Origin of the sequence: Caulobacter sp. Root1472 (genome assembly GCF_001426985.1) — a bacterium.
In the GTDB taxonomy this organism is placed as follows: domain Bacteria; phylum Pseudomonadota; class Alphaproteobacteria; order Caulobacterales; family Caulobacteraceae; genus Caulobacter; species Caulobacter rhizosphaerae.
In genome coordinates this window covers 60267-82896 of the sequence record NZ_LMFX01000051.1, presented here as the reverse complement: position 1 = coordinate 82896, position 22630 = coordinate 60267, and the positions used below count along the sequence as shown (strand labels likewise).

Sequence of the window (22630 nt, the reverse complement as noted above, 5' to 3'; positions counted from 1 at the left end):
TTCACCGTGCCTCCCCCGCAGCGCCCCCGACGCTCGTCACCCTCGGACTTGTTGTTGCGGGGATGACGGGATCAGGGCTCCAGCCACGGCGCCAGTTGGCCCAGCATCTCCGCCGTCGGCTTGCGCGGTCGGCCGTCCAGGGTGATGCAGACCGCCTCGCCGGCCGCCTGGACGATCACGTCGTCGCCGCGGGTGATCTTCTGGCTGACGTACAGGCGCGGGCCCTTGACCCGGTCATAGGTGGTGCGCACCAGCAGGGCGTCGTCGATCCGGGCCGAGCGCTTGAAGTCCAGCTCCATGCGGATGATCGCGAAGGCGGTGTCGGCCTTGGCCAGTTGGGTGTGCGAGATGCCGATCCTGCGAAAGAAATCGCTCCGCCCCCGCTCGAAATAGCGCAGGTAGTTGGCGTGGTAGACGATGCCGGAGAAGTCGGTGTCCTCGTAATAGATCCGCACCGGCAACTGGTGCTCGCGGCCGTCGAAGACGCCGGCGGTGGGTTCGATCATCCTGGGCTCCGGTCAGGCGCGGCGTATTGGGCTCTCGCCCTTGTAGTGCTATGTTCGGCTCATGAAAATCGAGCCTTCCCTGTTCGATGAGATCGACGACGACGCGGAAGCCGCCGCCGATGCGCGCGCCGAGGCCGATGTCGCGGCGGGCCGCGTGATCAGTCACGAGGCCGTCAGTCGCTGGCTGGCGTCCTGGGCGAACGGCGCGCCGACCCCACCGCCCAAGGTCGGCGACTAGGGATTGCGTCGGGTCGTCTGGACAGCCGAGGCTATCGCCAATCTCGACAGCATCTTCACCTATGTCGCCGGCTTCAACGCGCCGGCCGCCGCGCGCCTTGCCCAGCGTTTGCAGACGGCGGCCAACAGCCTCGTCGAGCATCCCGAACGCGGCCGAGCCGCCTCGCGCGGCCTGCGCGAACTGGCCACGATCCATCCGTACCTGATCCGCTACCGGTTCTCGGACGAGGCCGTGGTGATCCTGCGCATCCGCCACGGCGCGCAGCGGCCGGACTGAGCTAGTCTTCCCCGAACAGCCCGCCCTGCACGATCTTCGGCGCCGAGACTGGTTCGGCCAGGCCCAGGTGCAGATAGGCCTTGCCGCAGGCCATCCGTCCGCGCGGGGTGCGCTGGATGAAGCCCTGCTGCATCAGGTAGGGCTCGATCACGTCCTCGACCGCGTCGCGGGCCTCGGCGATGGCGTAGGCGATGGTCTCCACGCCCACCGGGCCGCCGCCGTAGTTGTCGATCATGGCGCGCAGGTAGCGACGGTCCAGGGAGTCCAGGCCGGATTCGTCGACCTCGAGTCGCGCCAGGGCCATGCCCGCCGCCTTGCGGTCGATCACGGACGCGCCGTCGGCGGCGGCGAAGTCACGGACCCGGCGCAGCAGGCGGCCGGCGACGCGCGGCGTGCCCCGGGCCCGCTTGGCGATTTCGTCGGCCCCATCGTCGGACAGCGGCGCGCCCATCTTGCGGGCGGCGTGCAGCAGCACGTGGCGCAGCTCGGCCGGTGTGTAGAACTCCAGACGGATCGGGATGCCGAAGCGGTCGCGCAGCGGCGTGGCCAGCATGCCGGCCCGGGTGGTGGCCGCCACCAGGGTGAACGGGGCCAGGTCAATGCGGATCGAGCGCGCCGAGGGCCCCTCACCGATCACCAGGTCCAGCACATGGTCCTCCATGGCCGGATAGAGGATCTCCTCCACGGTCGAGGGCAGGCGATGGATCTCGTCGATGAACAGGACGTCGTTGGCTTCCAGGTTGGTCAGGATCGCCGCCAGGTCGCCGGCCTTGTTCAGCACCGGGCCCGAGGTGGCGCGAAAGTTGACGCCCAGCTCGCGGGCGACGATCTGGGCCAGGGTGGTCTTGCCCAGGCCCGGCGGGCCGAACAGCAGCACATGGTCCAGGGCCTCGCCCCGCCCCTTGGCCGCCTCGATGAAGATGCGGAGATTGCCCTTCGCCTGCTCCTGGCCGACGAACTCGGCCAGGGTCTGCGGGCGCATGGCGCGGTCGGAGGCGGTGGGGATCGTCTCGCCGTGTTGAGGCTCGCCGGAGATGATGCGGGTCATGGGCGGAAGACCCCCTCAGTCGCTCCGCGACAGCTCCCCCAGAGGGGGAGCATCTGGCGGGACAAGATCCTCCCCCTCTGGGGGAGGTGGCCCGGAGGGCCGGAGGGGGCCGGCGCGGCGCTCACCGCCCCAGCTCCTGCAAACCGGCCTTGATCAGCGCCTGCACCGTCGCCTCGTCACCCAGCTTGGCGGCGGCCGCCTCCACCACCCGCCGCGCGTTGACCTCGGCAACGCCCAGGCCCATCAGCGCCGCCACCGCGTCGCCGGTCGGGGCCGGCTTGGCGGGCGCGGCCGGGGTCGTCGCCGGCGCGCCCAGGAACACCGGCCCGTCGGTGATCGGCTTGTCCTTCAGCTCGGTGACGATCCTCAGGGCCAGCTTGGGCCCGACGCCCGAGGCCCGCCCGACCGCCGCCTTGTCCTCGCGGGCCACCGCCGAGGCCAGCTCGGCCGGCGACAGTACGTCCAGCACCGCCATGGCCGCCTTGGGGCCCACGCCCTGGATGGCCTGCAGCAGCACGAAGGCCTTGCGGTCCTCGCGCGTGCCGAAACCATAGAGCCGCAGGCCGGCGCTCTCGCTCCACTGGCTCTCGATGTGCAGCAGGGCCTCCTCGCCCAGGGCCGGCAGGCGCTGCAGGGTGCGCGAGCCGCAGCGGACGACATAGCCCACGCCCATCACGTCGATCAGCGCCTCTTCCTCGCCCACCTCGGCGACGGCCCCGCGCAATCTTCCAATCATGACGGACGCCCGATCATGCCACTCTCCGGTTGGCGACGCGCAGGTTGGCGTGGGTGATGGCGACGGCCAGGGCGTCGGCGCAGTCGGCGGTGGTCTTGCCGGCCGTGGGCAACAGGCGGGCGATCATGAAGCCGATCTGGGCCTTGTCGGCCGCCCCGGTGCCGACCACCGCCTTCTTGACCAGGCGGGTCGAATATTCGGCCACCAGCAGGCCGGCGCGCGCGGGGGCGATCAGGGCGGCGGCGCGGGCGTGGCCAAGCTTCAGGGTCGACTGGGCGTTGGTGTTGAGGAACACCTCCTCGACCGCCGCCTCGTCGGGCCTGTGTTCCTCGATCACCGCGCAGATCCCCTCGAACAGGTGCAGCAGGCGGGCGGCGAAGTCGGCCTTCTCGTCGGGGGCGATCACCCCGTGGGCGACATGGCTCATGCGCGAGCCCTCGACGCTGAGCACGCCCCAGCCGGTGCGGCGCAGGCCGGGGTCGAGCCCCAGGATCCGGATCGGGATGCGATTCGCGTTCATCATGTGTTCTCGCACCATCGCCCGTTTCCTGACCAAGGAAAAGGCGTGACTTGCCTAACGAAACCTTAAGCTTGCCGGCAGGACGGAGACGGTCGACGTCGGCCGATTGCCAAATCGCCGGAGAGGCCTCACAGACCCACGGTCAAGCTTTCAGGAGACGCGTAGATGTCGGCGATCGTGTTCATGGCGGGCTTCGCCGCCGCGTGGTGGGTGATGGGCCTGGGGCTGCAGGCCCCCGTCGGCCAACTGGCGGTCGGTCCGGTCGTCTCCGTCGCCATGATCCTGTTCGCCCGCTGGCGGCTGAGGAACGTTCCGCCGGCCTCGAGCGCGCGGGCGGCCCGCAGCCGTCGCATCATCGGATGGGCCCTGGGCGGCGAGGGCGCGGCCATCGCCGTCGTCAGCCACCTGATGGTCAAGGCCGGCCTGATCGCCTTCATCGTCCCGGCGGTCGCCATCATCGTGGGCCTGCACTTCCTGCCGCTGGCCAAGCTGTTCCAGGTCAAGATCTACTACGTCGCCGGCGCGCTGATCACCCTGGCCGGCCTCGCGGGCCTGGCCGTCGACGCGCCGCATCGGGCGCTGGTCACCGGCCTGGCTTCGGCGATTCTGTTGTGGCTGACCTGCGCCTACCGGCTGACGTTCGAGCATCGCTCGCCGGCGCCCCTTCCGGCGGCCTGAGGGCCTAGGCCGGGCTGAGCGCCGGGGCGCGGAACAGGCGGGCCAGCAGCAGAGCCTCGACGGCCGGCGCGTCGACGAAGACGCAGATTTCGGCGTTGGGCTCGCCGTCGACCCGCTCCAGCCGGCCCAGGTGCTCGCCGTCGGTCAGCACCCGCAGGCGCGCGGGCTCGAAGACGAACAGTTCCGGCGCCACCAGGCTGGCGGCGACCACCGCGTCGTGCGGGTGGCAGCCGTCCTCCAGGCCCCAGGCCCGATGGTGGAAGGCCATGTAGGGGCCCATCGCCTTGTTCAGCCGGGCCGACAGGGGCGTGCCGCAGGCGGTCGAGCCCTGGGCCATGGCCTGGGCGGTCAGAGTGACTCGCGAGGTGACGTCCAGCGGCACGACGCGCGGCAGGACCTCGCGCTCCAGCACCCGGGCCAGGGCCTCGGCGTCGCTCCAGCTGTTGAAGTCGGCCCCGCCCGCCGCCTTGCCCTCGACCGCGAAGGCCCCGGCCATGATCGTCGGCCGCCAGCCCTTGAAGGCGCCGGCGTCCTCCAGCAGCCCCTGGGCCAGGTTGGTCAGCGGCCCCAGGAAGAGACCGGCCACCTTGGCGCGTGCGCGGAAGGCCAGCAGGCTGCCGCCCTGGCCGCGGTCCAGCTCCGGCAGCTTCCAGCGTTGGGAGAAGCCGGCGCCGTTCAGGCCGTCGACGCCGTGGGCCGGGCGCATCCGCTCGACCCGCCGCTTGGCGACGCCGGAGCCGGCGCCGATATAGACCTCGGCCGGGCAGCCGGCCAGGCGCAGCACGCCGCGGGCGTTGGCCGCCGCCTGGTCGACATAGGTGTTGCCGAACACCGCCGAGACCGAGACGATCTCCACCGCGTCGCGCGAACGCGCCAGCATGGCCAGGGCCAGGGCGTCGTCCACGCCGCAGTCGGTGTCGATATGCAGGCGCAGCGGCATGGCCGCAGCATAGCGCGAGACGGCCGCCTGCGAGAAGACGCCGCCGCCGTTACACGCAGGCTTTACCGGCCCTAACCGCCCAGGCCGAAGATCAGCGGCGTCGACAGCAGGCAGAAGAACAGGGCCACGCCGGTCAGCCACAGCGCCGTCCGCAAGGCTCGGATCCGCCCCACGCCGAGACGGGCGCGGATCCAGCGGGTCTGGACGCAAAGATGCCAGACCGCCGCGCCCAGGCCCAGCAGGAGGCCCGCCAGCCGAACCGGCGGCGTCCCCGCGCGAGCCAGGACGGCGGCGACCGAGATCGAGATGGCCAGCGGCGCGGCGTAGAAGCACTGCAGGTCGAACGGCGTCCGCAGGGTGGCGTGGTTGACCGGTCGCCCCTCGCGCCGCAGCACGCCGGCCGCCAGGACCAGCGGCAACAGGCTGAAGGCCAGGGCCCGGAACAGCAACGGCGCTGGGCCAAAGGTCCCCGCCGCCTCGCCCAGCGCGCTGCCCATGGCCAGGTCCAGCCCGTGGGCCGCCAGGATCGAGATCAGCAGGAACAGCGGCGCACTCACCCGATCGGCGGCCCGCTCGCCAACCGCGTCGCTGATCTGCGCCGGCTCCAGCAGCACCCGCCACAGCGTGAGCGGATAGAACAGCAGCCCGGTCATCAGCTCGTAGAGGATCTCCTCGAGCGTGCGAAAACGAAGACGTTCCATGGCGTACCCCACCTGGCGGTCCGGGAACCAAACACTCCAGCTTGCGGATTCGGCTCAGGTCGCGTCGAGCGCGCGTGAAAAAATTTAGCGGACAACCTGCAGCTTCAGGCCCGCTCAGTCCTTGCGCGGCAGGATGGCGAACTCCAGCACGCGGGGATCGGCGCGCAGGGCGGCCGACAGCTCGTCCAGGCGCAGTACGCCCCGGCCGGAGAACGGCCCCGACAAGGCGAACACCGTCCCGCCCTCGGCCAGTTCCTGGCAGACCCGCGCGCCTTTCAGGTCGAAGGCCTCCAGCATGCGCCGCAGCTCGGCCTCGTCGATCACGGCGTCGCGGCGCGAGCGCACGGTGATCTCGGCGAAGTTCTTCTGCGGCATGTGGCGGTCCAGCCAGCGGGCGGCGCTCAGCACCACCAGCGACAGCGCCGTGCCGCCGATCGCCAGCTCGTACAGGCCGACCCCGAACAGGGTGCCGATCGCCGAGGTGATCCACAGCGACGCGGCCGTGGTCAGGCCGTGCACCGAGGCGCCCTGCTGGAAGATCACCCCGCCGCACAGGAAGCCGACGCCGGTCAGGATGCCGTGGGCCATGCGGACGGGATCGATGCGCACGACTTCGTTCGGCGCGCCCTCCAGCCAGGTGATCTGGTGCACGGCCGCCAGCATCAGCAGGGCCGAGGCCAGGGCGACCAGCATGTGGGTGCGCAGGCCGGCGGGTCGGGCCCGGTACTCCCGCTCGAACCCGATCGCCCCGCCGGCCGCCAGGGCGCCGAGGATGGGCAGGGCCAGTTGCAGGGGCGCGTCCATGCGGGAGGAACGGATGAAGGGGAGCCGCGATCCCTCTCCCCTTGCGGGAGAGGGAAAAGGATCACCCCAGCTTGGCGGCGTCCTCGTCGCTGATCTCTTCGTTGGAATAGACGTCCTGGACGTCGTCGTCCTCGTTGAGCGCGTCGAGCAGCTTCATCAGGGTGGCCACGGCGTCGCCGGTGACCGGGACCTGGCTCTTGGGGCGCCAGGCGATCTTGGTGTTGCTGGCCACGCCGAACTTGGCCTCCAGGGCGGCGGCCACGTCATTGAGGTCCTCGAACGCGGTGTAGACCGTGTGGCCCTCGCCCTCCTCGTCCATGTCCGACACCACGTCGTCGGCGCCGGCCTCGATGGCGGCCTCCATCATGTCGTCTTCCGACGCGGCCTTGGCCGGATAGCTGATCTGGCCGACGCGGTCGTAGTTGAAGGTCACCGAGCCGGTGGCCCCCATGTTGCCGCCCATCTTGGTGAAGTAGGAGCGGACATTGGCGGCGGCGCGGTTCCTGTTGTCGGTCAGCACCTCGACGATGATCCCGACGCCGCCGGCGGCGACGCCTTCGTAGCGGATCTCGGTGTAGTCGGCCGCGTCGCCCATCTGCGACTTCTTGATCGCGCGGTCGATGACGTCCTTGGGCAGGCTCTCGGCCTTGGCGTTGTTCACCGCCAGGCGCAGGCGCGGGTTCATGTTGGGGTCGGGCAGGCCCGCCTTGGCCGCCACGGTGATCTCCCGCGACAGCTTGGAGAACAGCTTGGACCGCGCGGCGTCGGCGCGGCCCTTGCGGTGCATGATGTTCTTGAATTTCGAGTGGCCGGCCATTCGGGGGGCTCTTCTCTGGTCTGCGAATGAAAGGTAGGGCGCGCTTCTAGCCCTTGGCGCCCCATATTGTCATCCTCCAAGCTTAGACTGCCGCGCTGGAGGCGCTTGATGACCCCGTCCGATTTCCTGTCCGAACCGTTCGACCCGGCTCGCCTGGGGGCCCTGGAGGCGCAGGACCAGGACGCGATCCATGCGGCCGGCAGGTCCTCGGCCATGGCGACGCGCGTGGCGGCGGCCGGGGCCCTGTCGACGGGCGCCGCCGCGCTGGCCGGCCTGGCGGTCGGAGCCTTGGCGGTGGGAGCCCTGGCCATCGGCGCCCTGGCCATCGGTCGCCTGTCGATCGGCCGTGCGCGGATCCGCCGGCTGGAGATCGACGAACTGATCGTGGGGCGCATCGTGGAACGCCCCCGCCGCGAGGCCCTACGCCACCTTCAGCACGACATCCACATTGCCGCGCGTGGCCTTCGAGTAGGGGCAGACCTCGTGCGCCGCGTGCAGCAGCTTTTCGGCCGTCTCGCGGTCCAGGTCCGGCGCGTTCAGGGTCAGGCGCACGCCGACGTGGAAGCTGGTGTCGTCCTTGATCAGGTCGACCTCGCTGTCCAGGCTGTGCTCGCCCAGCTTGACCCCCTGGTTGCGGGCCACCAGGCCCAGGGCGCCCAGGAAGCAGGCGCTGTAGCCGGCCGCGAACAGTTGCTCGGGATTGGTCCCATTCCCGTCGCCGCCCATCGACTTGGGATAGGCCAGCTTGACGTCCAGATGGCCGTCGTCGGACTTGGCCGTGCCCTGCCGGCCGCCGACGGCGTGGGCATGGGCGGTGTAGATGGCGTCGGTCATGGGGAGGGCTCCTTGCTCCAGGTCCGCAAGACTTGGACCCCCTGTCCCGCGCGCGCAAGGCCGCCCGCTTCCGGATTTACAGATGTAATAGATAACTGCTACGCTTGCGCCACCGAGGTCGCCGGCGGGCGCCTTGGGCCGGACACGCGACGGAAGGGGAACAGTGGGTCAGATGCAGTCCATCCGAACGGTCGTCCTGGCGCTTGTGCTGATGCTGGCGCCCGTGGCGGCGCAGGCGTGCTCCCCCGTCCCAGGCTACATACGCCCCAGCAATTTCGAACTGGTCCAGATCGCCGACGCCATCGTTGTCGCCAGGCCGATCAGCGAAAGGGGCGGCGCAATCGAGAGCCGGGTGCGGTTTCGGGTCGAGCAGGTCCTCAAGGGCCAGGCGGCTCCCGAGATCGAAGTTCCCTGGTTCCGGCTGGGCCGCGCCTTTCCAAGCGACCCCGGCGTCCTGGCCTTCTCGCATCCCGAGGGCCACGCCGGCTCATGCAACCGGACGACGCTCAGCACCAAGGCGTCCTACATCCTGTTCCTGGCCAAGACGGCCGACGGATATGCCCAGCTGGGCTTCCCGTTCTCCCGCGTCAGCGAGGACTATGCCGGTGAGGGCGCCCTATGGACCCGCACGATCCGCACCTATCTGAAAATCCAGAGCGCCGCGGCGCCCATGGCCCAGTTGACCGAACTCGACGCCTTGCGCGCGGCGATCGCGGCCCAGCCGAGCCGGACGCGTGACGAGGCCGCGCTGGCCCAGGACATCGCCGACCACTTGGGCTCCATCTCGCCGTGGAAACCGACCGAGTTCCTGATGGAAGCCTATGCCGGCCACGCCGCCGGGCGGCCGCCGCGCTATCCGCCACGGCGGGCGGCGTTCGATGAGGAGCAGTCGGAAGCCCAGGCCATGACCGGCGCGATGATGAGCCTCCTGGGCGTCGAACCGCCCGCGCCTCGGCCCGATCCCTTCAAGGATCGCCTGATCGCCGTTCTCCTGGCCGGCGATCACCCTGGCGCCATGCCGCTGTTCGAGCCCTTCGCCCGGCCCGAGGCTTCCCCGGCCGACCTGGCGCTGGCCGTCCGGTTCTTCGCCAAGAACGGGCGTCTGCGGGAGGCCTACCAGCTCATCGAAACGCGCGTCGCGCCCCTGATGACGACGGCGTCGCGGGAAGACTTCTTCACCTTGGCCTGGGCTGTCAGTGAAGCCTTGCAGGATCCGCTCGACGGCGAGGGACGGCCGCGCTGGCGCGACGACGCCTATTCGGCGGCTCGCTGGCCGCGCCTGGCCCTCGAACTCACGAAGTTGTCGCAACGAAGATTCGACGAGGATCTGCGGTTCGAGGAGTCGCTGAAATCTCTGCTGACCGGAGACTATCGCGCCGATCCCGCCCTGACCCTGACGCTCTCGGGCCGAGACCAGGCCATCAGCGACTGGGCGGACCAGGAACTGGCGAAGCGCGAGAACCTCGCGGCGTCGGCCGGCCAAGGGCCGGAAGCCCCCCTCCTGTTGCCGCTGAGGATCCGGCTGCGATGGGAGGGCGTCGGCGGGGACGACATCGCCCCGCTGGCCGCCGTCTTCTGCCAGGGTCCCGTCCAGCGTCGCATGCTCTTCGAGGCCTGGAGCGAATTCGGCGGCTGGATGAGCGACAAGGCCCTGCTCCGCCTGGCCGCATCGCCGGCCATGGAGGCGGAAGACCGCCAGGCGCTGGCGGCGGCGCTACCGGCCTGGGACAAGCGCTACGCCGCCCAGATGGGCGAAAGTCGTGTCACCGGCGACCCGACGATGCAGAAGCTCGCCCAAGGCCTGCCGATCACCGCGAGGGACATCAAGCCGCGAAAGCCGGTGTCGTGTCCGCGGCCCTGACCTCTTGAGCCGATCTCAGACCTGCGGCACCGTCTCCTTCAGCCGTCCGCCCACGCGGATCGGCTCGACCCGAACCGCCAGGCCGGTGCGGTCGTCGGTCTCGACGAACACGCCGCAGACCGTGGCCGGGCCGCTAGCGGGCGTATAGCGGCCGCCGCTGATCTTGGTGGTGAAGCGCCGCAGGGGCTCTTCCTTCTGGTTGCCGATCACGCTGTCATAGTCGGCGCAGGCCCCGGCGTCGGTCTGGTAGGCGGTGCCGCCCGGCAGGATCTGGGCGTCGGCGGTCGGGACGTGGGTGTGGGTGCCCACCACCAGCGAGGCGCGACCGTCGCAATAGTGGCCCATGGCCATCTTCTCGGACGTGGCCTCGCAGTGCATGTCGACCACCACCGCGTCGGCCACCTGGCCCAGCGGGGCCTTGTCCAGCTCGCGGTCGGCGGCGGCGAACGGGTCGTCCATGGCGTCCATGTGCACCCGGCCCAGCAGGTTGATCACCATGATCGTCCGGCCGCCCTCGGTCTGGAACAGGTGGCTGCCCTTGCCCGGGGCGTCCGACAGGATCGGATAGTTGGCCGGCCGGATCAGGCGCGGCTCGCGCACGATGTAGGTCAGGGCCTCACGCTGGTCCCAGCTGTGGTTGCCCAGGGTCAGGCAGTCGGCCCCGGCCTCGAACAGCTCGCGCGCGGTGTTCTCGGTGATGCCGAAGCCGGCGGCGGCGTTCTCGGCGTTGATGATCACGAACTCGAGCCCGAGTTGGCGACGCAGGGCGGGCAGGTGGTCGGCCAGGCCGTCGCGGCCCGACTTGCCCACGACGTCGCCGAAGAAAGCAAAGCGCATGAATCTCAGTCCTCTTGGACGGCGATATACTCGCTTTCCGTCAGGATGGCGTCCAATCGTTGGTCGTGCGGTTCATCGGGCAGGCCGTGTGTCTCCTGGCCCACATAGGCCAGGCCCAGCACGAAGATGCTCTTGCGGGCGCGCAGGGCCGCCAGCACCCGGTCGTAATAGCCGCCGCCCTGGCCCAGCCGCCGTCCCTGGCGGTCGAAGGCCAGCAGCGGCGTGACCACCAGGTCGGGCTCGACGATCGGCTGCCCGGGGGGCGGGGCGACCAGGCCGATGGCGTCGCGCGCCAGAACCTCGCCGGGAGTCCAGCGCCGATAGACCATATGGCCGCCGGGCTGTTCGGGGCCGACGCCCTCCACGCTGGGCAGGGCCAGGGTCCAGCCGGCGCTCGCCAGCCAGTCGGCCAGGGGCAGGGCCGAAAGCTCCGAGCCCAGGCCGTGATAGACGGCCGCGACCCGGCCGCGCGGATCGGGGAAGCGCTGCGTCAGCGGCCCCCGGGCCACCTCGACGACCGCGCGGTCGGCCTCGGGATGCTCGCGGGCCAGGTCCTTGCGGCGGTTGCGGACGAACAATCGCAGGGCGGTCTTGGCGGCGGCGGGATCGGCGATCGTCATGAAGCCCTCATCCAATCAGTTCGCGATCAGCGCGAAACTGGACCCAGGCATGGATGGCGTACACAAAATCGCTGTGCGTCAGCGTCCCGGGATCGAGCCGGCGAGGAGACAGCAGGGTTGCGAGTTCGGCGTTGAAAAGTTGGTAGTCCTCGCGCATCGCGCCGGCGCCGGGCAAGGGCGGCGCATCGCGGGCGCGGTGGTCAGAAAGCCAGTCGCGAACACAGCGGATCGCCTCGTCCGGATCGTTGTCGTGCGACTCGATGTCCTGGCCGCTGATATCCGAAAGGGCGGCGTCGTAGCGATGGCGATCGGCGTCCAGGATCAACGCACGCTTGCGGCGATGACGCGGCTCGCCGAGCAATCGGGCGCCGAGGTGAAGCCCAAGCTTCATCGGCATGTTGAACCGAGGCAGAGCACCCCGTTCGACCTCCACCCGCGACAGGTCGTGTATGCCCCAGTCGCACTCGCCGATCATCCGGGCGATCTTGTCGATGCGGACCTCGGCGCCGTCGGTGGAATCCAGCGCGCAACGGGGATGATAGCCTGACAAGACGATCGTGAAGACCATCGCCCGGAAGATCGGCTGGAAGTCGCTATCGAACGGGCAGTTTATGAAGACGGATCGGGCCGCCGGAAACCTAACCCTTGGACGCGGCGTCACGCGTCGTATCGTTCATTGTCCGGAAGCCTTCCCGGATGGCCTCGGCGATCGCGGAACGTTTTCCGACCATGGGCTGGATCGTGATCCCCCGATACACGACAGCGCGATCCTGCCGGCTGACGTCAGCCTTCGCTGGGCGGGTGGTCGATGTCTTGCGCGCAGTCGCCATGGCCGGAATTATGGCATGAAACAGAGAGTGAACAAGTGAAGAAAGGTGGCGGCGCCGTGAAGAACCGTGAAGACGTTTCAATCCACTCGAACCTGTTAGTTACAGGTGGGCCCCGTGTTCCCGCAGCCACGGCCACGGGAGGGAACAGGTCCCGATAGAGAGATTAAGGTCCCTGGGAATAGAAATCTTCGACGAGGGCCACAGCTGACCCGCCGTTGAAGAAGATAGGCGTTCGGAGGGCCTGGCGCCAGCGCCGCATTGACGCGGCGGGTATAAAAACCTCCCGCTCTTTTGGGGGAGGCCTTTAATTCCACCGCTCAAGCTTTTCCCTGGCGCGCGACGGGCGTAGCAGACCCCGCATGCGAACGCCCCTCGTCGTCCTGGACCGCCAACGCAAGCTGGCCCGGCTGCGCGCCAAGCGGTCGATGCGCACCGCCGTGGTCGTCGGCTCGGCCGTGGCGGGGGGCGTGGCGGCGGTCGGCTTCGCCAAACTGTGCGACGCGGCCATGGAGGCCCATGCCTGGCTGGTGGGCCCTCGCCACTGGCTGGGACCGGTGCTGCTGCTGGTCGGCTTTCCGCTGGTCGTCTGGCTGACCCGCAAGCTCGCCCCGGCCGCCGCCGGCAGCGGCATTCCGCAGGTGATCGCCGCCAGCGAGATCGGCCGCCGCCGCGACGAGGCCGGCAAGCCCATCCCCGACGACCGGGTGTCGCTGAAGACCGCGGCGCTCAAGGTCGCCCTGGCGGCCCTGTTCCTGGTGTTCGGCGCCTCGATCGGCCGGGAGGGCCCGACCGTGCAGGTGGTCGCGGCGGTCATGGCGTTCCTGACCTCCCGTCTGCGCGGCGGCCCGCGCCGGCGCACGATCCTGATCGCCGGTGGGGCGGCGGGGGTGTCGGCCGCCTTCAACACTCCGATCGCCGGCATCGTCTTCGCGGTCGAGGAACTGGCCAAGGGCTTCGACAAGCGCGCCACCTCCGTGGTGATCCTGGCGGTCGTCTCGGCCGGGGTCGCGGCCTTCGCCCTGGGTGGGAACTACGCCTATTTCGGCGACCTGGCCGGGTCGGCGGGCTGGAGCACCTGGCTCAGCGCGCCGCTGATCGGCGTTGGGGCGGGCTTGGCCGGCGGGCTGTTCTCGCGCCTGCTGTCGGCCTGGATGACCGGCGACAATCCCGTGCGCCGCCTGCGCGAGGCGCGGCCGCTGGGCTTCGCGGCGCTGTGCGGGCTGGCGGCGGCGACCACCGCGGCCCTGACCAAGGGGGTGGCGTACGGCGCCGGCTACGCCGAGGCCAAGAATCTGCTGCTGGGCCACTTCGCGTCGGGCTGGCGGCTGGCGGCGGGCAAGTGGCTCTCGACCCTGGCGGCGGCGGTCAGCGGCGCGCCGGGCGGGATCTTCGCGCCGTCCCTGGCCACCGGCGCGGGCCTGGGCGCCCTGTTCGCCCACGTCGCGCCCTGGGCCGGCGGGCGCGAGGCGGTGACCCTGGGCATGGCCGCCTACCTGACGGGCGTCGTCCAGGCCCCGCTGACCAGCGCGGTGATCCTGATGGAGATGACCCGCGATCCCGGCCTGGTCGGACCGCTGCTGCTGGCGTGCCTGGTGGCCCGCAAGTGTTCGGAAATGCTGTGTCCCGTGCCGCTCTACCATACCCTGGCGCGGGCCTGGACCACGCCCCGCCGGCGCTCCGAGGCCGAGGCCGCGACCTAGCCCTTCACCAGCTCCCCCATCACCGCGCGCCAGCCCTGCTGAGCATCCGCGCCCGCCCGGTCGAAGGCGGCGCGCAGGTGGCGGGTCTGGGCTTCGGTGAGTTCGGCCTCCAGCTTGCGGCCGGCTTCCGTCAGGGCCAGGCGCTTGACGCGGCGGTCCTGGGCCGAGGCCTCGGCGCGGACCAGGTCCATCTCCATCAGCTGGCGCAGCGGCGCGTTCAGGGCCTGCTTGCTGACCGCCAGCAGGTCCAGCAGGCCGCGCACCGACACCTCTGGCCGGCGACCGATGAAATAGAGGATCCGGTGGTGCACCCGCCCCAGGCCCCGCCGCTCCAGGATGCGGTCTGGACGGTCCGTAAAGCCGCGATAGGCGAAATAGAATTGCTCGATCGCGGCGTGCAGATCGCCCGCTGGGGCAGGATCATCCAGGTCAACCATATTGACACAATAGGGCCGACGCGCTCATCGTGTCGATAGGTCAAGATCATTGACGCGGTTGAGAGGTGAGCCATGGCGCGGCTGTCGATGCGCAGTGCGGATATCAAGCCCTCGCCGGTCCGAGAGATGCTGAACGTGTCGCAGCGCCCAGGCATGATCTCGTTCGCCGGCGGCCTGCCCTCGCCCGAGACCTTCGCCGGCCTGGACCTGCCGCCGCCCCCGCGCGAGCTGCTGCAATACGGACCCACCGAGGGCGAGCCGGCCCTGCGGGAACGGATCGCCCTGGACCTGGCCGAGCTGGGCCTGGACACCTCGCCGGACCGGGTGATGGTGCTGTCGGGCTCGCAGCAGGGCGTCGACCTGGCCGCCAAGCTGGTGATCGACGCCGGCACGGCCCTGGCCGTGGAGTCGCCCGCCTACCTGGCCGCCCTGCAGGTGTTCCGCTTCTACGGCGCGCGGTTCCAGATCATCGACCGGTCCGCGCCCGGGGCCGGCTGGCGCGAGACGCCGCCGTCCATGGCCTATGTCATTCCCACCTTCCAGAACCCGTCGGGCCATTGCTGGACCGCCGAGGAGCGCCAGGCCATGGCCGCGGCCTGCCGGGCCCATGACGTGATCCTGTTCGAGGACGATCCCTATCGCGACCTGGTCTATGCGCCGTGCGACCGCCGTCCCGTCTGCGCCGACATGGTCGGCGGGTCGTGGATCTACCAGGGCTCGTTCTCCAAGACCGTCGCTCCGGGCCTACGCCTGGGCTACCTGACCGCCTCGCCGGACCTGTTCCCGCTGCTGGTCCAGCTGAAGCAGGCCGCCGACCTGCACACCAACCGGCTCAGCCAGTGGATGGTGCTGCAATATCTGAACGATCCCGGCCGCGCCGAGCGGATGGAGCAGGTCCGCGACCTCTATCGCCGCAAACGCGACGCCTTCGCCGACGCCCTGACCCGGCATCTGGACGATCGGGCCTCGTGGACCCTGCCGCCGGGCGGGCTGTTCTTCTGGCTGACCCTGGCCGACGGGGTCGACGTCGAGGTCCTGCTCCAACGCTGCGTCGAGCGCGGCGTGCTGTTCACCCCGGGGGCCCATTTCCTGGCCGAGGGCGGCGCCAGTTCGACGATGCGGCTGAACTTCAGCCTGGCCGAGCCCGAGGCGGCCGAGCGCGGCCTGGCGGTGATCGGGGCGCTGCTGCGGGGCTGAGGCCGCGCTTCCTCCGCCCCGCCTCGCCGGCAGGTGACCACGGCCGGCGAAAGCACGCTTGCGCCAACCCGACTCCCTCTCTAAACGGGCGGCTTAACCTGCAAGATGGTCGGCAGCGGGCGCGCGGATGTGCGCGACCGTGTCTCTGCGCGCGAGTTTTCCGATGCCCAAAAGAACAGACATCTCCTCGATCCTGATCATCGGCGCCGGCCCGATCGTCATCGGCCAGGCGTGCGAGTTCGACTATTCGGGCGTCCAGGCCTGCAAGGCGCTGCGGGCCGAGGGCTACCGGATCATCCTGGTCAATTCGAACCCGGCCACGATCATGACCGATCCGGACGTGGCCGACGCGACCTATATCGAGCCGATCACGCCCGACATGGTCGCCAAGATCATCGAGAAAGAGCGGCCCGACGCCCTGCTGCCGACCATGGGCGGCCAGACCGCGCTGAACACCGCCCTGGCCCTGGAATCGGCCGGCGTGCTGGCCAAGTTCGGGGTCGAGATGATCGGCGCCAAGGCCGAGGTCATCGACAAGGCCGAAGACCGCCAGAAGTTCCGCGACGCCATGGACAAGCTGGGCCTGGAAAGCCCCCGCTCCAAGGCCGCCCACACGATGGAAGAGGCCCGCGACGGCCTGGAGTTCGTCGGCCTGCCGGCGATCATCCGCCCCAGCTTCACCCTGGCCGGCACCGGCGGCGGCATCGCCTACAATGTCGAGGAATTCGAGGAGATCGTCGCGCGCGGTCTCGACCTCTCCCCCACGACCGAAGTCCTGATCGAGGAAAGCGTCCTGGGCTGGAAGGAATACGAGATGGAGGTGGTCCGTGACACGGCGGACAACTGCATCATCGTCTGCTCGATCGAGAACATCGACCCGATGGGCGTCCACACCGGCGACTCGATCACCGTCGCCCCGGCCCTGACCCTGACGGACAAGGAATACCAGTGGATGCGCGCGGCGAGCATCGCCGTGCTGCGCGAGATCGGCGTCGAGACCGGCGGCTCCAACGTCCAGTTCGCGGTCAACCCGGCCGACGGCCGGATGGTCGTGATCGAGATGAACCCGCGGGTGTCGCGCTCGTCGGCCCTGGCGTCCAAGGCCACCGGCTTCCCGATCGCCAAGGTCGCCGCCCGCCTGGCGGTCGGCTACACCCTGGACGAGCTGAAGAACGACATCACCGGCGGCGCGACCCCGGCCTCGTTCGAGCCCAGCATCGACTATGTGGTCACCAAGATCCCGCGCTTCGCCTTCGAGAAGTATCCGGGCAGCGAGCCCCTGCTGACCACCGCCATGAAGTCGGTCGGTGAGGTGATGGCCATCGGCCGCACGTTCAAGGAAAGCGTCCAGAAGGCCCTGCGCGGGCTTGAGACGGGCCTGGCCGGCTTCGACGAGGTCGAGATCGCCGGGGCCGACGATCCAGACACCGGCCGCGCGGCCGTGATCCGCGCCCTGGGCACGCCCACCCCCGACCGGCTGCGGGTCATCGCCCAGGCCTTCCGCCACGGCCTGACCGTGGACGAGGTCAACGCCGCCTGTTCCTACGAGCCGTGGTTCCTGCGCCAGATCGCCGAGCTGGTGCGCCAGGAGGGCTGGGTCCGGGCCGGCGGCCTGCCGACCGACGCGCAAGGCTTCCGCGCCCTCAAGGCCCAGGGCTTCTCCGACGCCCGCCTGGCCAAGCTGGTCGGCTCCACCGAGACCGCCGTGCGCAAGGCCCGCCAGGCCCTGGACGTGCGTCCGGTGTTCAAGCGCATCGACAGCTGCGCCGGCGAGTTCGCGGCCACCACGCCCTACATGTACTCCACCTACGAGACCGGCGCGCTGGGCCAGGTTCCCGAGTGCGAAAGCCTGCCGTCCGACCGCAAGAAGGCGGTGATCCTGGGCGGCGGTCCCAACCGGATCGGCCAGGGCATCGAGTTCGACTACTGCTGCTGCCACGCCGCCTTCGCCCTGGACCAGATCGGCGTCGAGTCGATCATGGTCAACTGCAACCCCGAGACCGTCTCGACCGACTACGACACCTCCGACCGCCTGTACTTCGAGCCCCTGACGGCCGAGGACGTGCTGGAGTTGCTGGCCGTCGAGCAGTCCAGGGGCCAGCTGGCCGGCGTCATCGTCCAGTTCGGCGGCCAGACGCCGCTGAAGCTGGCCCAGGCGCTGCAGGACGCGGGCGTCCCGATCCTGGGCACCAGCCCCGACGCCATCGACCTGGCCGAAGACCGCGAGCGCTTCCAGCAACTGCTGAACGGCCTGGACATCGCCCAGCCCGAGAACGCCATCGCCCGCACCTGGGACGAGGCCCGGGCCGAAGGCGACAAGATCGGCTTCCCGTTCGTGATGCGCCCGTCCTACGTGCTGGGCGGCCGGGGCATGGAGATCATCCGTGACCACGAGCACCTGGAACGCTACATCGCCAACACCGGCGAGATCTCGTTCGAGCACCCGATCCTGCTGGACCACTATCTGAGCCGCGCCACCGAGGTGGACGTCGACGCCCTGTGCGACGGGACCGACGTGTTCGTGGCCGGGGTGCTGGAGCACATCGAGGAAGCCGGCGTCCACTCGGGCGACAGCGCCTGCTCGATGCCGCCCTTCTCGCTCTCGGCCGCCACGGTCGAGGAGCTGAAGCGCCAGACCGTCAAAATGGCCCTGGCCCTGAATGTCCGTGGCCTGATGAACGTGCAGTTCGCCATCGAGGAGCCGCACTCGGAAAACCCGCGCATCTACGTGCTGGAGGTCAATCCGCGCGCCTCGCGCACCGTGCCGTTCGTGGCCAAGACCATCGGCCAGCCGGTGGCCGCCATCGCCGCCAAGATCATGGCCGGCGAGACCCTGGCCAGCTTCGGCCTGAAGGACGTCCCGTACGACCACATCGCGGTCAAGGAAGCGGTGTTCCCGTTCGCCCGCTTCGCCGGCGTGGACACGGTGCTGGGCCCGGAAATGCGCTCGACCGGCGAAGTCATGGGCCTGGACTGGATCCGCGAGGGCGAGAACGGCCTGGGCCCGGCCTTCGCCCGCGCCTTCGCCAAGAGCCAGCTGGGCGGCGGGGTCAACCTGCCGACCGCCGGGACCGCGTTCGTCTCGGTCAAGGAAAGCGACCGCCCGTGGATCGTCGAGCCGGTGAAGCTGCTGCAGGCCGCGGGCTTCAAGGTGCTGTCCACCGTCGGCACCCGCGGCTACCTGGCCGAGCAGGGCGTCGAGGTCGAGCTGGTCAAGAAGGTGCTGGAAGGCCGGCCGCACATCGTCGACGTGATGAAGAACGGCGGCGTGCAGCTGGTGTTCAACACCACCGAAGGCAAGCAGGCGCTGGAGGACAGCTTCGAGATCCGCCGCACGGCGCTGATGATGAAGGTGCCCTACTACACCACCTCGGCCGGCGCCCTGGCCGCCGCCCAGGCCATCTCCTCGGCCCCCGCCGAGGCGCTGGAAGTGCGGCCGCTGCAGAGCTACCAGTAACTCCTTTTCCTTCTCCCCTTGCGGGAGAAGGTGGCCGCGAAGCGGTCGGATGAGGGGTCGATAAACAGGACCGCCGCGACAAGCCGAAAGGCCGGTCGCGGCGGTTTTCGCTTGGGCGATGCGCGAAGTTATCCACAGGGGCGACTGAGGCCCTTCTCCCCTTGCGGGGGAAAGGTGGCGGCGTAACCGACGGATTAGGGGTCTCTCAGACCTGTCCGCCGCGCGCTGGACAAGCTCAAGGGCGGCCGACGCGGACGGTGGTGACGCGGCGCACCCTCGAAAAGGTCGCCCGTGACGAGCCGTGTCTTCGCCAAACCGATCGTCCAGGCCTGGTCGAGGCTCGGCGGGCGTCGCCGCCCCCTGCCACACCTAGAGATTGCACCAACGCTGACGCTTTGCTATCGCCTGAGCTTTGGGGGAGTTCGTCATGTTGCGTAAGCGTTCGTTTTTCGTCCTGGCCGCCATGATGGCCATCTCCGCCTGCGCGAGCGGCGGCGGTGGCGGCGTGACGCCTCCCGTGGTTCCGCCCGTGACGCCGCCCCCGCCGCCCTACGCCTCGAACTGCACAACGACGCCAGGCGCGATCTCCTGCGTCAAGACGGGCACGCTCCAGATGGACGGCCCCCAAATCGGGCTGCGCTTCGACTCGACGGTCAGCACCTACACGTTCGACAACTTCCAGATCTACCGGAAGGACGCGCTGCCGCAGATCGCCCAGGAGACCTGGGTGCTGGGCTTCCTCGGCGGCGCCAGCGTCATCTACAAGTACTACGCCGACTTCGAGAGCAAGAACGACGGCCTGGGTCCGGTGCGCGTCGGCAAGAGCTACATCAACGACATCGGCGGCCTCAAACCCGGCGGCACGGGCGCTCTGACGCTGTTCGACATCACGAACGTCCTGCAGGGCGGCCTGGACTACGTCCAGTTGGGCGAGGTCGCGCCAAACCCGGTCAATGGGGCCTACACCTTCTTCGCGGTCGGTCGCACGGCCGGCACGCCCGTCATGCCGAACACCGGATCCGCGCGCTACGACGGCGGCACGCGCGGGATCTATGTCGATGGCGCGAACACGACCTTCTCGACCGCCAGCGACGTGACCATGACCGCCAACTTCGGCACGGGCGCGGTGAACGGCTCGACCTCGAACTTCAAGATGGTCAACGCCGCGGGCTCAGCCGTGACGGCGCCGGCCGGCCTGGCCTTCACGTTCAACGGCAATATCGCCGGCGCCAAGTTCACCGGCACGGCCAGCAACGCCGGCATGACCGGCAATGTCAGCGGCGCCTTCTACGGCGAGCCAAACGGCGCGCCCGTCGAGGCGGGGCTGAGCTACAACCTCGGCTCGGCCACGGGCGGCGGCTCGATGATGGGCGTCGGCGGCCTCAAGAAGAACTAGTGACCATCTCCCTTTCGCGAGCGCCGATCGTGGCGCTCGCGCTGGCGGTCCTCGGCGCCTTCGCCTCGAACGGGGCGGCCCGCGCCCAGGAGCCTCCGGCCCTCAGCGACCAGGCCTTCGCCGAAGCCCTGACGCCGGCCTTGCGCGGCGGCGACTACGGCGCGGCCCTGGCGCTCCTGGAGGCGCGCCCGGATATCGCCGCCCTGCCGGCGGGCGTCCGCCTGCGCGCCGAACTCCTGGCCAAGCTGGGCCGGACCTCCGAGGCGATCGCTCTGCTGGAGGGCCATCTGGCCCGGGACACCACGGACGCGCTCGCCCGCTACCAGATCGGCGAACTGCACTTCGCCGCCCATCGCGATCGTTCCGCCGCCCTGGCCTATCGCCTGGCCCTGGCCGGGGCGCTGGATCCGGCGCGGCGCTCCATCGTCCAGGCCCGGCTCGACGCGATCGAGACCCGGCGCGACCTGCGGATCAGCCTGTCCGGATCGATCGCCCCGGACAGCAACCTCAACGGAGCGACCAGCGCCACGACGATCGACCTCTATGGCCTGCCGTTCACCCTGTCGGACGACGCGCGGCGGCGGGCCGGGGTGACGGCCTCGCTCAGCGGCTCGGTAGAACGCCGGATCACGCTTCCCGGGCCCTATTCGGTCAGCCTGGGCGCCTCGGCCGTCGTACTGGACGCCTCGGGCCGGACCTTCGACCAAAGCCAGATCGCCCTTTTCGCCGGTCCAGAGATCAGGCTGGCGAACCATTCACGGCTGAGCCTGCTGGCCACCTGGCGCGACATCGACTTCGGCGGCGCCGATCTGGAGACCTGGCGCGGGCTGCGGTTGGGCGGCGAGGCCTACGGCGATGCGCAGACCCGATGGGACGGATCGATCCATCTGGACCGCATCGACAATGCGCGTTCGGCGGCCTTCGACGGCTGGACGTACGGCCTCCAGGCCTCCCGCACCCGGTTTCTCGGCCCCAGCGCTCTCTGGCGCGCCAGTCTCGGTCTCGACGCCCACGACCTGGCCAGCCCCGAGATGAGCTATCGCGACGCTCGCCTGGCGGTGGGACGCCTGTTCGCCCTGCCCCTGTCCACGCTCGGCTACCTCGAACCCTACGGCGAGCGCCGCGAATTCGGGGCGCGATCGTCGGTGTTCGGCGTGCGCCGCGCCGATCGCGAGATCGGGATGTCCTTCCGGGTGTCCCGCCGCGACTGGCGGGTGATGGGGGCCTTTCCGTTCGCCCAAGCCGTCGTTGCGCGGGCGGCCTCGAACGTGGCCCTGGGCCGCTACACGCGCCAGCGCCTGGAATTCGGCTTCACCCGGGACTTTTAGCTGAACCCGGCGCCCCGGGGCGGGCGCTAGCCGTGAGCGGTCGGGCGTGCTAGCGCCGCACGGCCTTCATCAGGTTGCCCCATGACCGCCCCTCTCTACACCGATGCCGAAATCGTCGATTTGGCCGCCCGCCTCCTCGACCACTCCCTGCCCAAGGCCGAATGGACCCATGCCGCGCACATGGTCGCCACCCTGCGCCTGGTTCGCACACGGAACGAAGGCCTGGAGCGCGACATGCCGCGCATCATCCAGACCTACAACGTCGCGGTCGGCGGGGTGAACGACGACCACAATGGCTATCACGAGACCATCACCCAGGCTTACCTGGCCGCCATCCGCGCCTTCGTCGCCGCCCTGCCGGCCGGGACCTCTGACGGCGAGGCCGCCGCGCGGCTGCTGGCCACGCCGATGGGCGACAAGGCCTGGCCGCTGGGCTTCTGGTCGCGCGAGCGGCTGTTCAGCGTGGAGGCTCGCCGGGGCTGGGTCGAGCCGGACCTGCGGCCGCTGGACGCCCCGCCGCTCCACCGGGCGGACGCCTCGGCGTGATCGCCCTGGCGGCGCTGGTCCTGGGCGTCCTGAACCTGGCGACCTTCCTGATCTTCGGCTGGGACAAGCTGGCCGCCGCCGACTGCCGGTCGCGGGTTCCCGAGCGCCTCCTGCTGCTGCTCGCCGCCCTGGGCGGCGGTCCGGGCGCCCTGGTCGCCCGGCCGGTGTTCCGCCACAAGACCCGCAAGCAACCGTTCGGCGCCTGGCTGACGCTGATCGTCTTCGTGCAGGCCGCGGCGATCGTCGCCGGCCTGGCGGTCTGGTGGGCGCGCCACCACAGCCGATAAGCACAAGACCATCGAACCCAAGGCCGCCAAGGGTGT

General features: G+C 70.0%; 25 protein-coding genes. 12 read left to right on the top strand and 13 right to left on the bottom strand.

Annotated features, from left to right (window positions below; all coding sequences use genetic code 11):
• Positions 1-71: 71 nt before the first annotated feature.
• Positions 72-506, bottom strand: a complete 435-nt coding sequence (locus ASD47_RS24900) for a YbgC/FadM family acyl-CoA thioesterase (protein WP_056762517.1) — start codon at positions 504-506, stop codon at positions 72-74.
• 61 nt (positions 507-567) lie between these two features.
• Between ASD47_RS24900 and ASD47_RS24895 the strand changes: the two genes are divergently transcribed.
• Positions 568-744, top strand: coding sequence for a hypothetical protein (locus ASD47_RS24895; protein WP_056762515.1), 177 nt, complete (start codon positions 568-570; stop codon positions 742-744).
• A 3-nt stretch (positions 745-747) separates the two neighbouring features.
• On the top strand, positions 748-1020 hold the full coding sequence (locus ASD47_RS24890; protein ID WP_056762514.1) for a type II toxin-antitoxin system RelE/ParE family toxin: 273 nt from the start codon (positions 748-750) through the stop codon (positions 1018-1020).
• A 1-nt stretch (position 1021) separates the two neighbouring features.
• Here ASD47_RS24890 and ruvB read toward each other — a convergent pair whose 3' ends face one another.
• The 3 genes from ruvB to ruvC all read right to left on the bottom strand — a co-directional run bounded on the left by ruvB (position 1022) and on the right by ruvC (position 3339).
• A complete protein-coding gene (ruvB, locus tag ASD47_RS24885; RefSeq protein WP_056762512.1) occupies positions 1022-2068 on the bottom strand; it encodes a Holliday junction branch migration DNA helicase RuvB in 1047 nt (348 codons plus the stop codon).
• Positions 2069-2189: 121 nt separating this feature from the next.
• Positions 2190-2804: a Holliday junction branch migration protein RuvA gene (ruvA, locus tag ASD47_RS24880; RefSeq protein WP_056762511.1), complete on the bottom strand. Its 615-nt coding sequence runs from the start codon at positions 2802-2804 to the stop codon at positions 2190-2192.
• A gap of 13 nt (positions 2805-2817) precedes the next feature.
• A complete protein-coding gene (ruvC, locus tag ASD47_RS24875; protein WP_200945305.1) occupies positions 2818-3339 on the bottom strand; it encodes a crossover junction endodeoxyribonuclease RuvC in 522 nt (173 codons plus the stop codon).
• A gap of 150 nt (positions 3340-3489) precedes the next feature.
• On the opposite strand from ruvC, the gene ASD47_RS24870 reads away from it, so the two are divergent.
• Positions 3490-4002, top strand: coding sequence for a hypothetical protein (locus ASD47_RS24870; protein ID WP_056762509.1), 513 nt, complete (start codon positions 3490-3492; stop codon positions 4000-4002).
• A gap of 4 nt (positions 4003-4006) precedes the next feature.
• Here ASD47_RS24870 and ASD47_RS24865 read toward each other — a convergent pair whose 3' ends face one another.
• From ASD47_RS24865 to ASD47_RS24845, 5 genes are all read right to left on the bottom strand, one after another.
• Positions 4007-4942 carry a nucleoside hydrolase gene (locus tag ASD47_RS24865; protein ID WP_056762507.1) on the bottom strand — a complete coding sequence of 312 codons (936 nt, stop codon included), beginning with the start codon at positions 4940-4942 and terminating at the stop codon, positions 4007-4009.
• A 71-nt stretch (positions 4943-5013) separates the two neighbouring features.
• Complete coding sequence (locus tag ASD47_RS24860) at positions 5014-5643, bottom strand: hypothetical protein (protein WP_056762505.1); 630 nt, start codon at positions 5641-5643, stop codon at positions 5014-5016.
• A gap of 114 nt (positions 5644-5757) precedes the next feature.
• Positions 5758-6447, bottom strand: a complete 690-nt coding sequence (locus ASD47_RS24855) for an MgtC/SapB family protein (RefSeq protein ID WP_056762504.1) — start codon at positions 6445-6447, stop codon at positions 5758-5760.
• Between the two features lie 61 nt (positions 6448-6508).
• Positions 6509-7264: a YebC/PmpR family DNA-binding transcriptional regulator gene (locus ASD47_RS24850; protein ID WP_056762502.1), complete on the bottom strand. Its 756-nt coding sequence runs from the start codon at positions 7262-7264 to the stop codon at positions 6509-6511.
• Between the two features lie 420 nt (positions 7265-7684).
• Positions 7685-8098, bottom strand: coding sequence for an organic hydroperoxide resistance protein (locus tag ASD47_RS24845; protein ID WP_056762500.1), 414 nt, complete (start codon positions 8096-8098; stop codon positions 7685-7687).
• A 172-nt stretch (positions 8099-8270) separates the two neighbouring features.
• Here ASD47_RS24845 and ASD47_RS24840 point away from each other — a divergent pair, with 172 nt between their 5' ends.
• Positions 8271-9959, top strand: coding sequence for a hypothetical protein (locus tag ASD47_RS24840; RefSeq protein WP_056762499.1), 1689 nt, complete (start codon positions 8271-8273; stop codon positions 9957-9959).
• A 15-nt stretch (positions 9960-9974) separates the two neighbouring features.
• Here the strand turns inward: ASD47_RS24840 and ASD47_RS24835 are convergent, their stop codons facing one another.
• Genes ASD47_RS24835 through ASD47_RS24825 form a run of 3 tightly spaced genes read right to left on the bottom strand, consistent with a single transcriptional unit; the run spans position 9975 to position 11984 of the window.
• Positions 9975-10796 (bottom strand): TIGR00282 family metallophosphoesterase, encoded by an 822-nt coding sequence (locus ASD47_RS24835; RefSeq protein WP_056762497.1) that lies wholly within the window; start codon positions 10794-10796, stop codon positions 9975-9977.
• Positions 10797-10801: 5 nt separating this feature from the next.
• Positions 10802-11416 carry a 5-formyltetrahydrofolate cyclo-ligase gene (locus ASD47_RS24830; RefSeq protein ID WP_056762495.1) on the bottom strand — a complete coding sequence of 205 codons (615 nt, stop codon included), beginning with the start codon at positions 11414-11416 and terminating at the stop codon, positions 10802-10804.
• Positions 11417-11423: 7 nt separating this feature from the next.
• Complete coding sequence (locus ASD47_RS24825) at positions 11424-11984, bottom strand: hypothetical protein (RefSeq protein WP_056762493.1); 561 nt, start codon at positions 11982-11984, stop codon at positions 11424-11426.
• Between ASD47_RS24825 and ASD47_RS26930 the strand changes: the two genes are divergently transcribed.
• A complete protein-coding gene (locus ASD47_RS26930; RefSeq protein ID WP_156402425.1) occupies positions 11974-12285 on the top strand; it encodes a hypothetical protein in 312 nt (103 codons plus the stop codon). The two genes, ASD47_RS24825 and ASD47_RS26930, sit on opposite strands and share 11 nt — an antisense overlap.
• Positions 12286-12605: 320 nt before the next feature.
• Positions 12606-13946 (top strand): chloride channel protein, encoded by a 1341-nt coding sequence (locus tag ASD47_RS24820; RefSeq protein ID WP_056762492.1) that lies wholly within the window; start codon positions 12606-12608, stop codon positions 13944-13946.
• Here ASD47_RS24820 and ASD47_RS24815 read toward each other — a convergent pair.
• Positions 13943-14383 (bottom strand): MarR family winged helix-turn-helix transcriptional regulator, encoded by a 441-nt coding sequence (locus ASD47_RS24815; protein ID WP_056762490.1) that lies wholly within the window; start codon positions 14381-14383, stop codon positions 13943-13945. The genes ASD47_RS24820 and ASD47_RS24815 overlap by 4 nt on opposite strands.
• A gap of 72 nt (positions 14384-14455) precedes the next feature.
• Between ASD47_RS24815 and ASD47_RS24810 the strand changes: the two genes are divergently transcribed.
• The 6 genes from ASD47_RS24810 (at position 14456) to ASD47_RS24785 (ending at position 22594) form a co-directional block, all read left to right on the top strand.
• Complete coding sequence (locus tag ASD47_RS24810; protein ID WP_056762489.1) at positions 14456-15580, top strand: PLP-dependent aminotransferase family protein; 1125 nt, start codon at positions 14456-14458, stop codon at positions 15578-15580.
• Positions 15581-15743: 163 nt separating this feature from the next.
• Entirely contained in the window at positions 15744-19037 is a 3294-nt protein-coding gene (carB, locus tag ASD47_RS24805) for a carbamoyl-phosphate synthase large subunit (protein WP_056762487.1), read from the top strand.
• A gap of 427 nt (positions 19038-19464) precedes the next feature.
• Entirely contained in the window at positions 19465-20433 is a 969-nt protein-coding gene (locus ASD47_RS27105; protein ID WP_056762485.1) for a transferrin-binding protein-like solute binding protein, read from the top strand.
• Positions 20433-21761, top strand: a complete 1329-nt coding sequence (locus ASD47_RS24795) for a surface lipoprotein assembly modifier (protein WP_056762484.1) — start codon at positions 20433-20435, stop codon at positions 21759-21761. Before ASD47_RS27105 ends, ASD47_RS24795 begins: the two co-directional genes overlap by 1 nt.
• Positions 21762-21842: 81 nt before the next feature.
• Positions 21843-22307: a hypothetical protein gene (locus ASD47_RS24790; RefSeq protein ID WP_056762482.1), complete on the top strand. Its 465-nt coding sequence runs from the start codon at positions 21843-21845 to the stop codon at positions 22305-22307.
• A complete protein-coding gene (locus ASD47_RS24785; RefSeq protein ID WP_056762480.1) occupies positions 22304-22594 on the top strand; it encodes a DUF1294 domain-containing protein in 291 nt (96 codons plus the stop codon). Before ASD47_RS24790 ends, ASD47_RS24785 begins: the two co-directional genes overlap by 4 nt.
• Positions 22595-22630: the final 36 nt, after the last annotated feature.

Bases quoted from the DNA above. Each gene is read 5' to 3' on its own strand.
- ASD47_RS24900 (WP_056762517.1), bottom strand. From the start codon at position 506: ATGATCGAACCCACCGCCGGCGTCTTCGACGGCCGCGAGCACCAGTTG.
- ASD47_RS24895 (WP_056762515.1), top strand. From the start codon at position 568: ATGAAAATCGAGCCTTCCCTGTTCGATGAGATCGACGACGACGCGGAA.
- ruvB (WP_056762512.1), bottom strand. From the start codon at position 2,068: ATGACCCGCATCATCTCCGGCGAGCCTCAACACGGCGAGACGATCCCC.
- ruvA (WP_056762511.1), bottom strand. From the start codon at position 2,804: ATGATTGGAAGATTGCGCGGGGCCGTCGCCGAGGTGGGCGAGGAAGAG.
- ASD47_RS24870 (WP_056762509.1), top strand. From the start codon at position 3,490: ATGTCGGCGATCGTGTTCATGGCGGGCTTCGCCGCCGCGTGGTGGGTG.
- ASD47_RS24865 (WP_056762507.1), bottom strand. From the start codon at position 4,942: ATGCCGCTGCGCCTGCATATCGACACCGACTGCGGCGTGGACGACGCC.
- ASD47_RS24860 (WP_056762505.1), bottom strand. From the start codon at position 5,643: ATGGAACGTCTTCGTTTTCGCACGCTCGAGGAGATCCTCTACGAGCTG.
- ASD47_RS24855 (WP_056762504.1), bottom strand. From the start codon at position 6,447: ATGGACGCGCCCCTGCAACTGGCCCTGCCCATCCTCGGCGCCCTGGCG.
- ASD47_RS24850 (WP_056762502.1), bottom strand. From the start codon at position 7,264: ATGGCCGGCCACTCGAAATTCAAGAACATCATGCACCGCAAGGGCCGC.
- ASD47_RS24845 (WP_056762500.1), bottom strand. From the start codon at position 8,098: ATGACCGACGCCATCTACACCGCCCATGCCCACGCCGTCGGCGGCCGG.
- ASD47_RS24840 (WP_056762499.1), top strand. From the start codon at position 8,271: ATGCAGTCCATCCGAACGGTCGTCCTGGCGCTTGTGCTGATGCTGGCG.
- ASD47_RS24835 (WP_056762497.1), bottom strand. From the start codon at position 10,796: ATGCGCTTTGCTTTCTTCGGCGACGTCGTGGGCAAGTCGGGCCGCGAC.
- ASD47_RS24830 (WP_056762495.1), bottom strand. From the start codon at position 11,416: ATGACGATCGCCGATCCCGCCGCCGCCAAGACCGCCCTGCGATTGTTC.
- ASD47_RS24825 (WP_056762493.1), bottom strand. From the start codon at position 11,984: ATGGTCTTCACGATCGTCTTGTCAGGCTATCATCCCCGTTGCGCGCTG.
- ASD47_RS24820 (WP_056762492.1), top strand. From the start codon at position 12,606: ATGCGAACGCCCCTCGTCGTCCTGGACCGCCAACGCAAGCTGGCCCGG.
- ASD47_RS24815 (WP_056762490.1), bottom strand. From the start codon at position 14,383: ATGGTTGACCTGGATGATCCTGCCCCAGCGGGCGATCTGCACGCCGCG.
- ASD47_RS24810 (WP_056762489.1), top strand. From the start codon at position 14,456: ATGGCGCGGCTGTCGATGCGCAGTGCGGATATCAAGCCCTCGCCGGTC.
- carB (WP_056762487.1), top strand. From the start codon at position 15,744: ATGCCCAAAAGAACAGACATCTCCTCGATCCTGATCATCGGCGCCGGC.
- ASD47_RS27105 (WP_056762485.1), top strand. From the start codon at position 19,465: ATGTTGCGTAAGCGTTCGTTTTTCGTCCTGGCCGCCATGATGGCCATC.
- ASD47_RS24790 (WP_056762482.1), top strand. From the start codon at position 21,843: ATGACCGCCCCTCTCTACACCGATGCCGAAATCGTCGATTTGGCCGCC.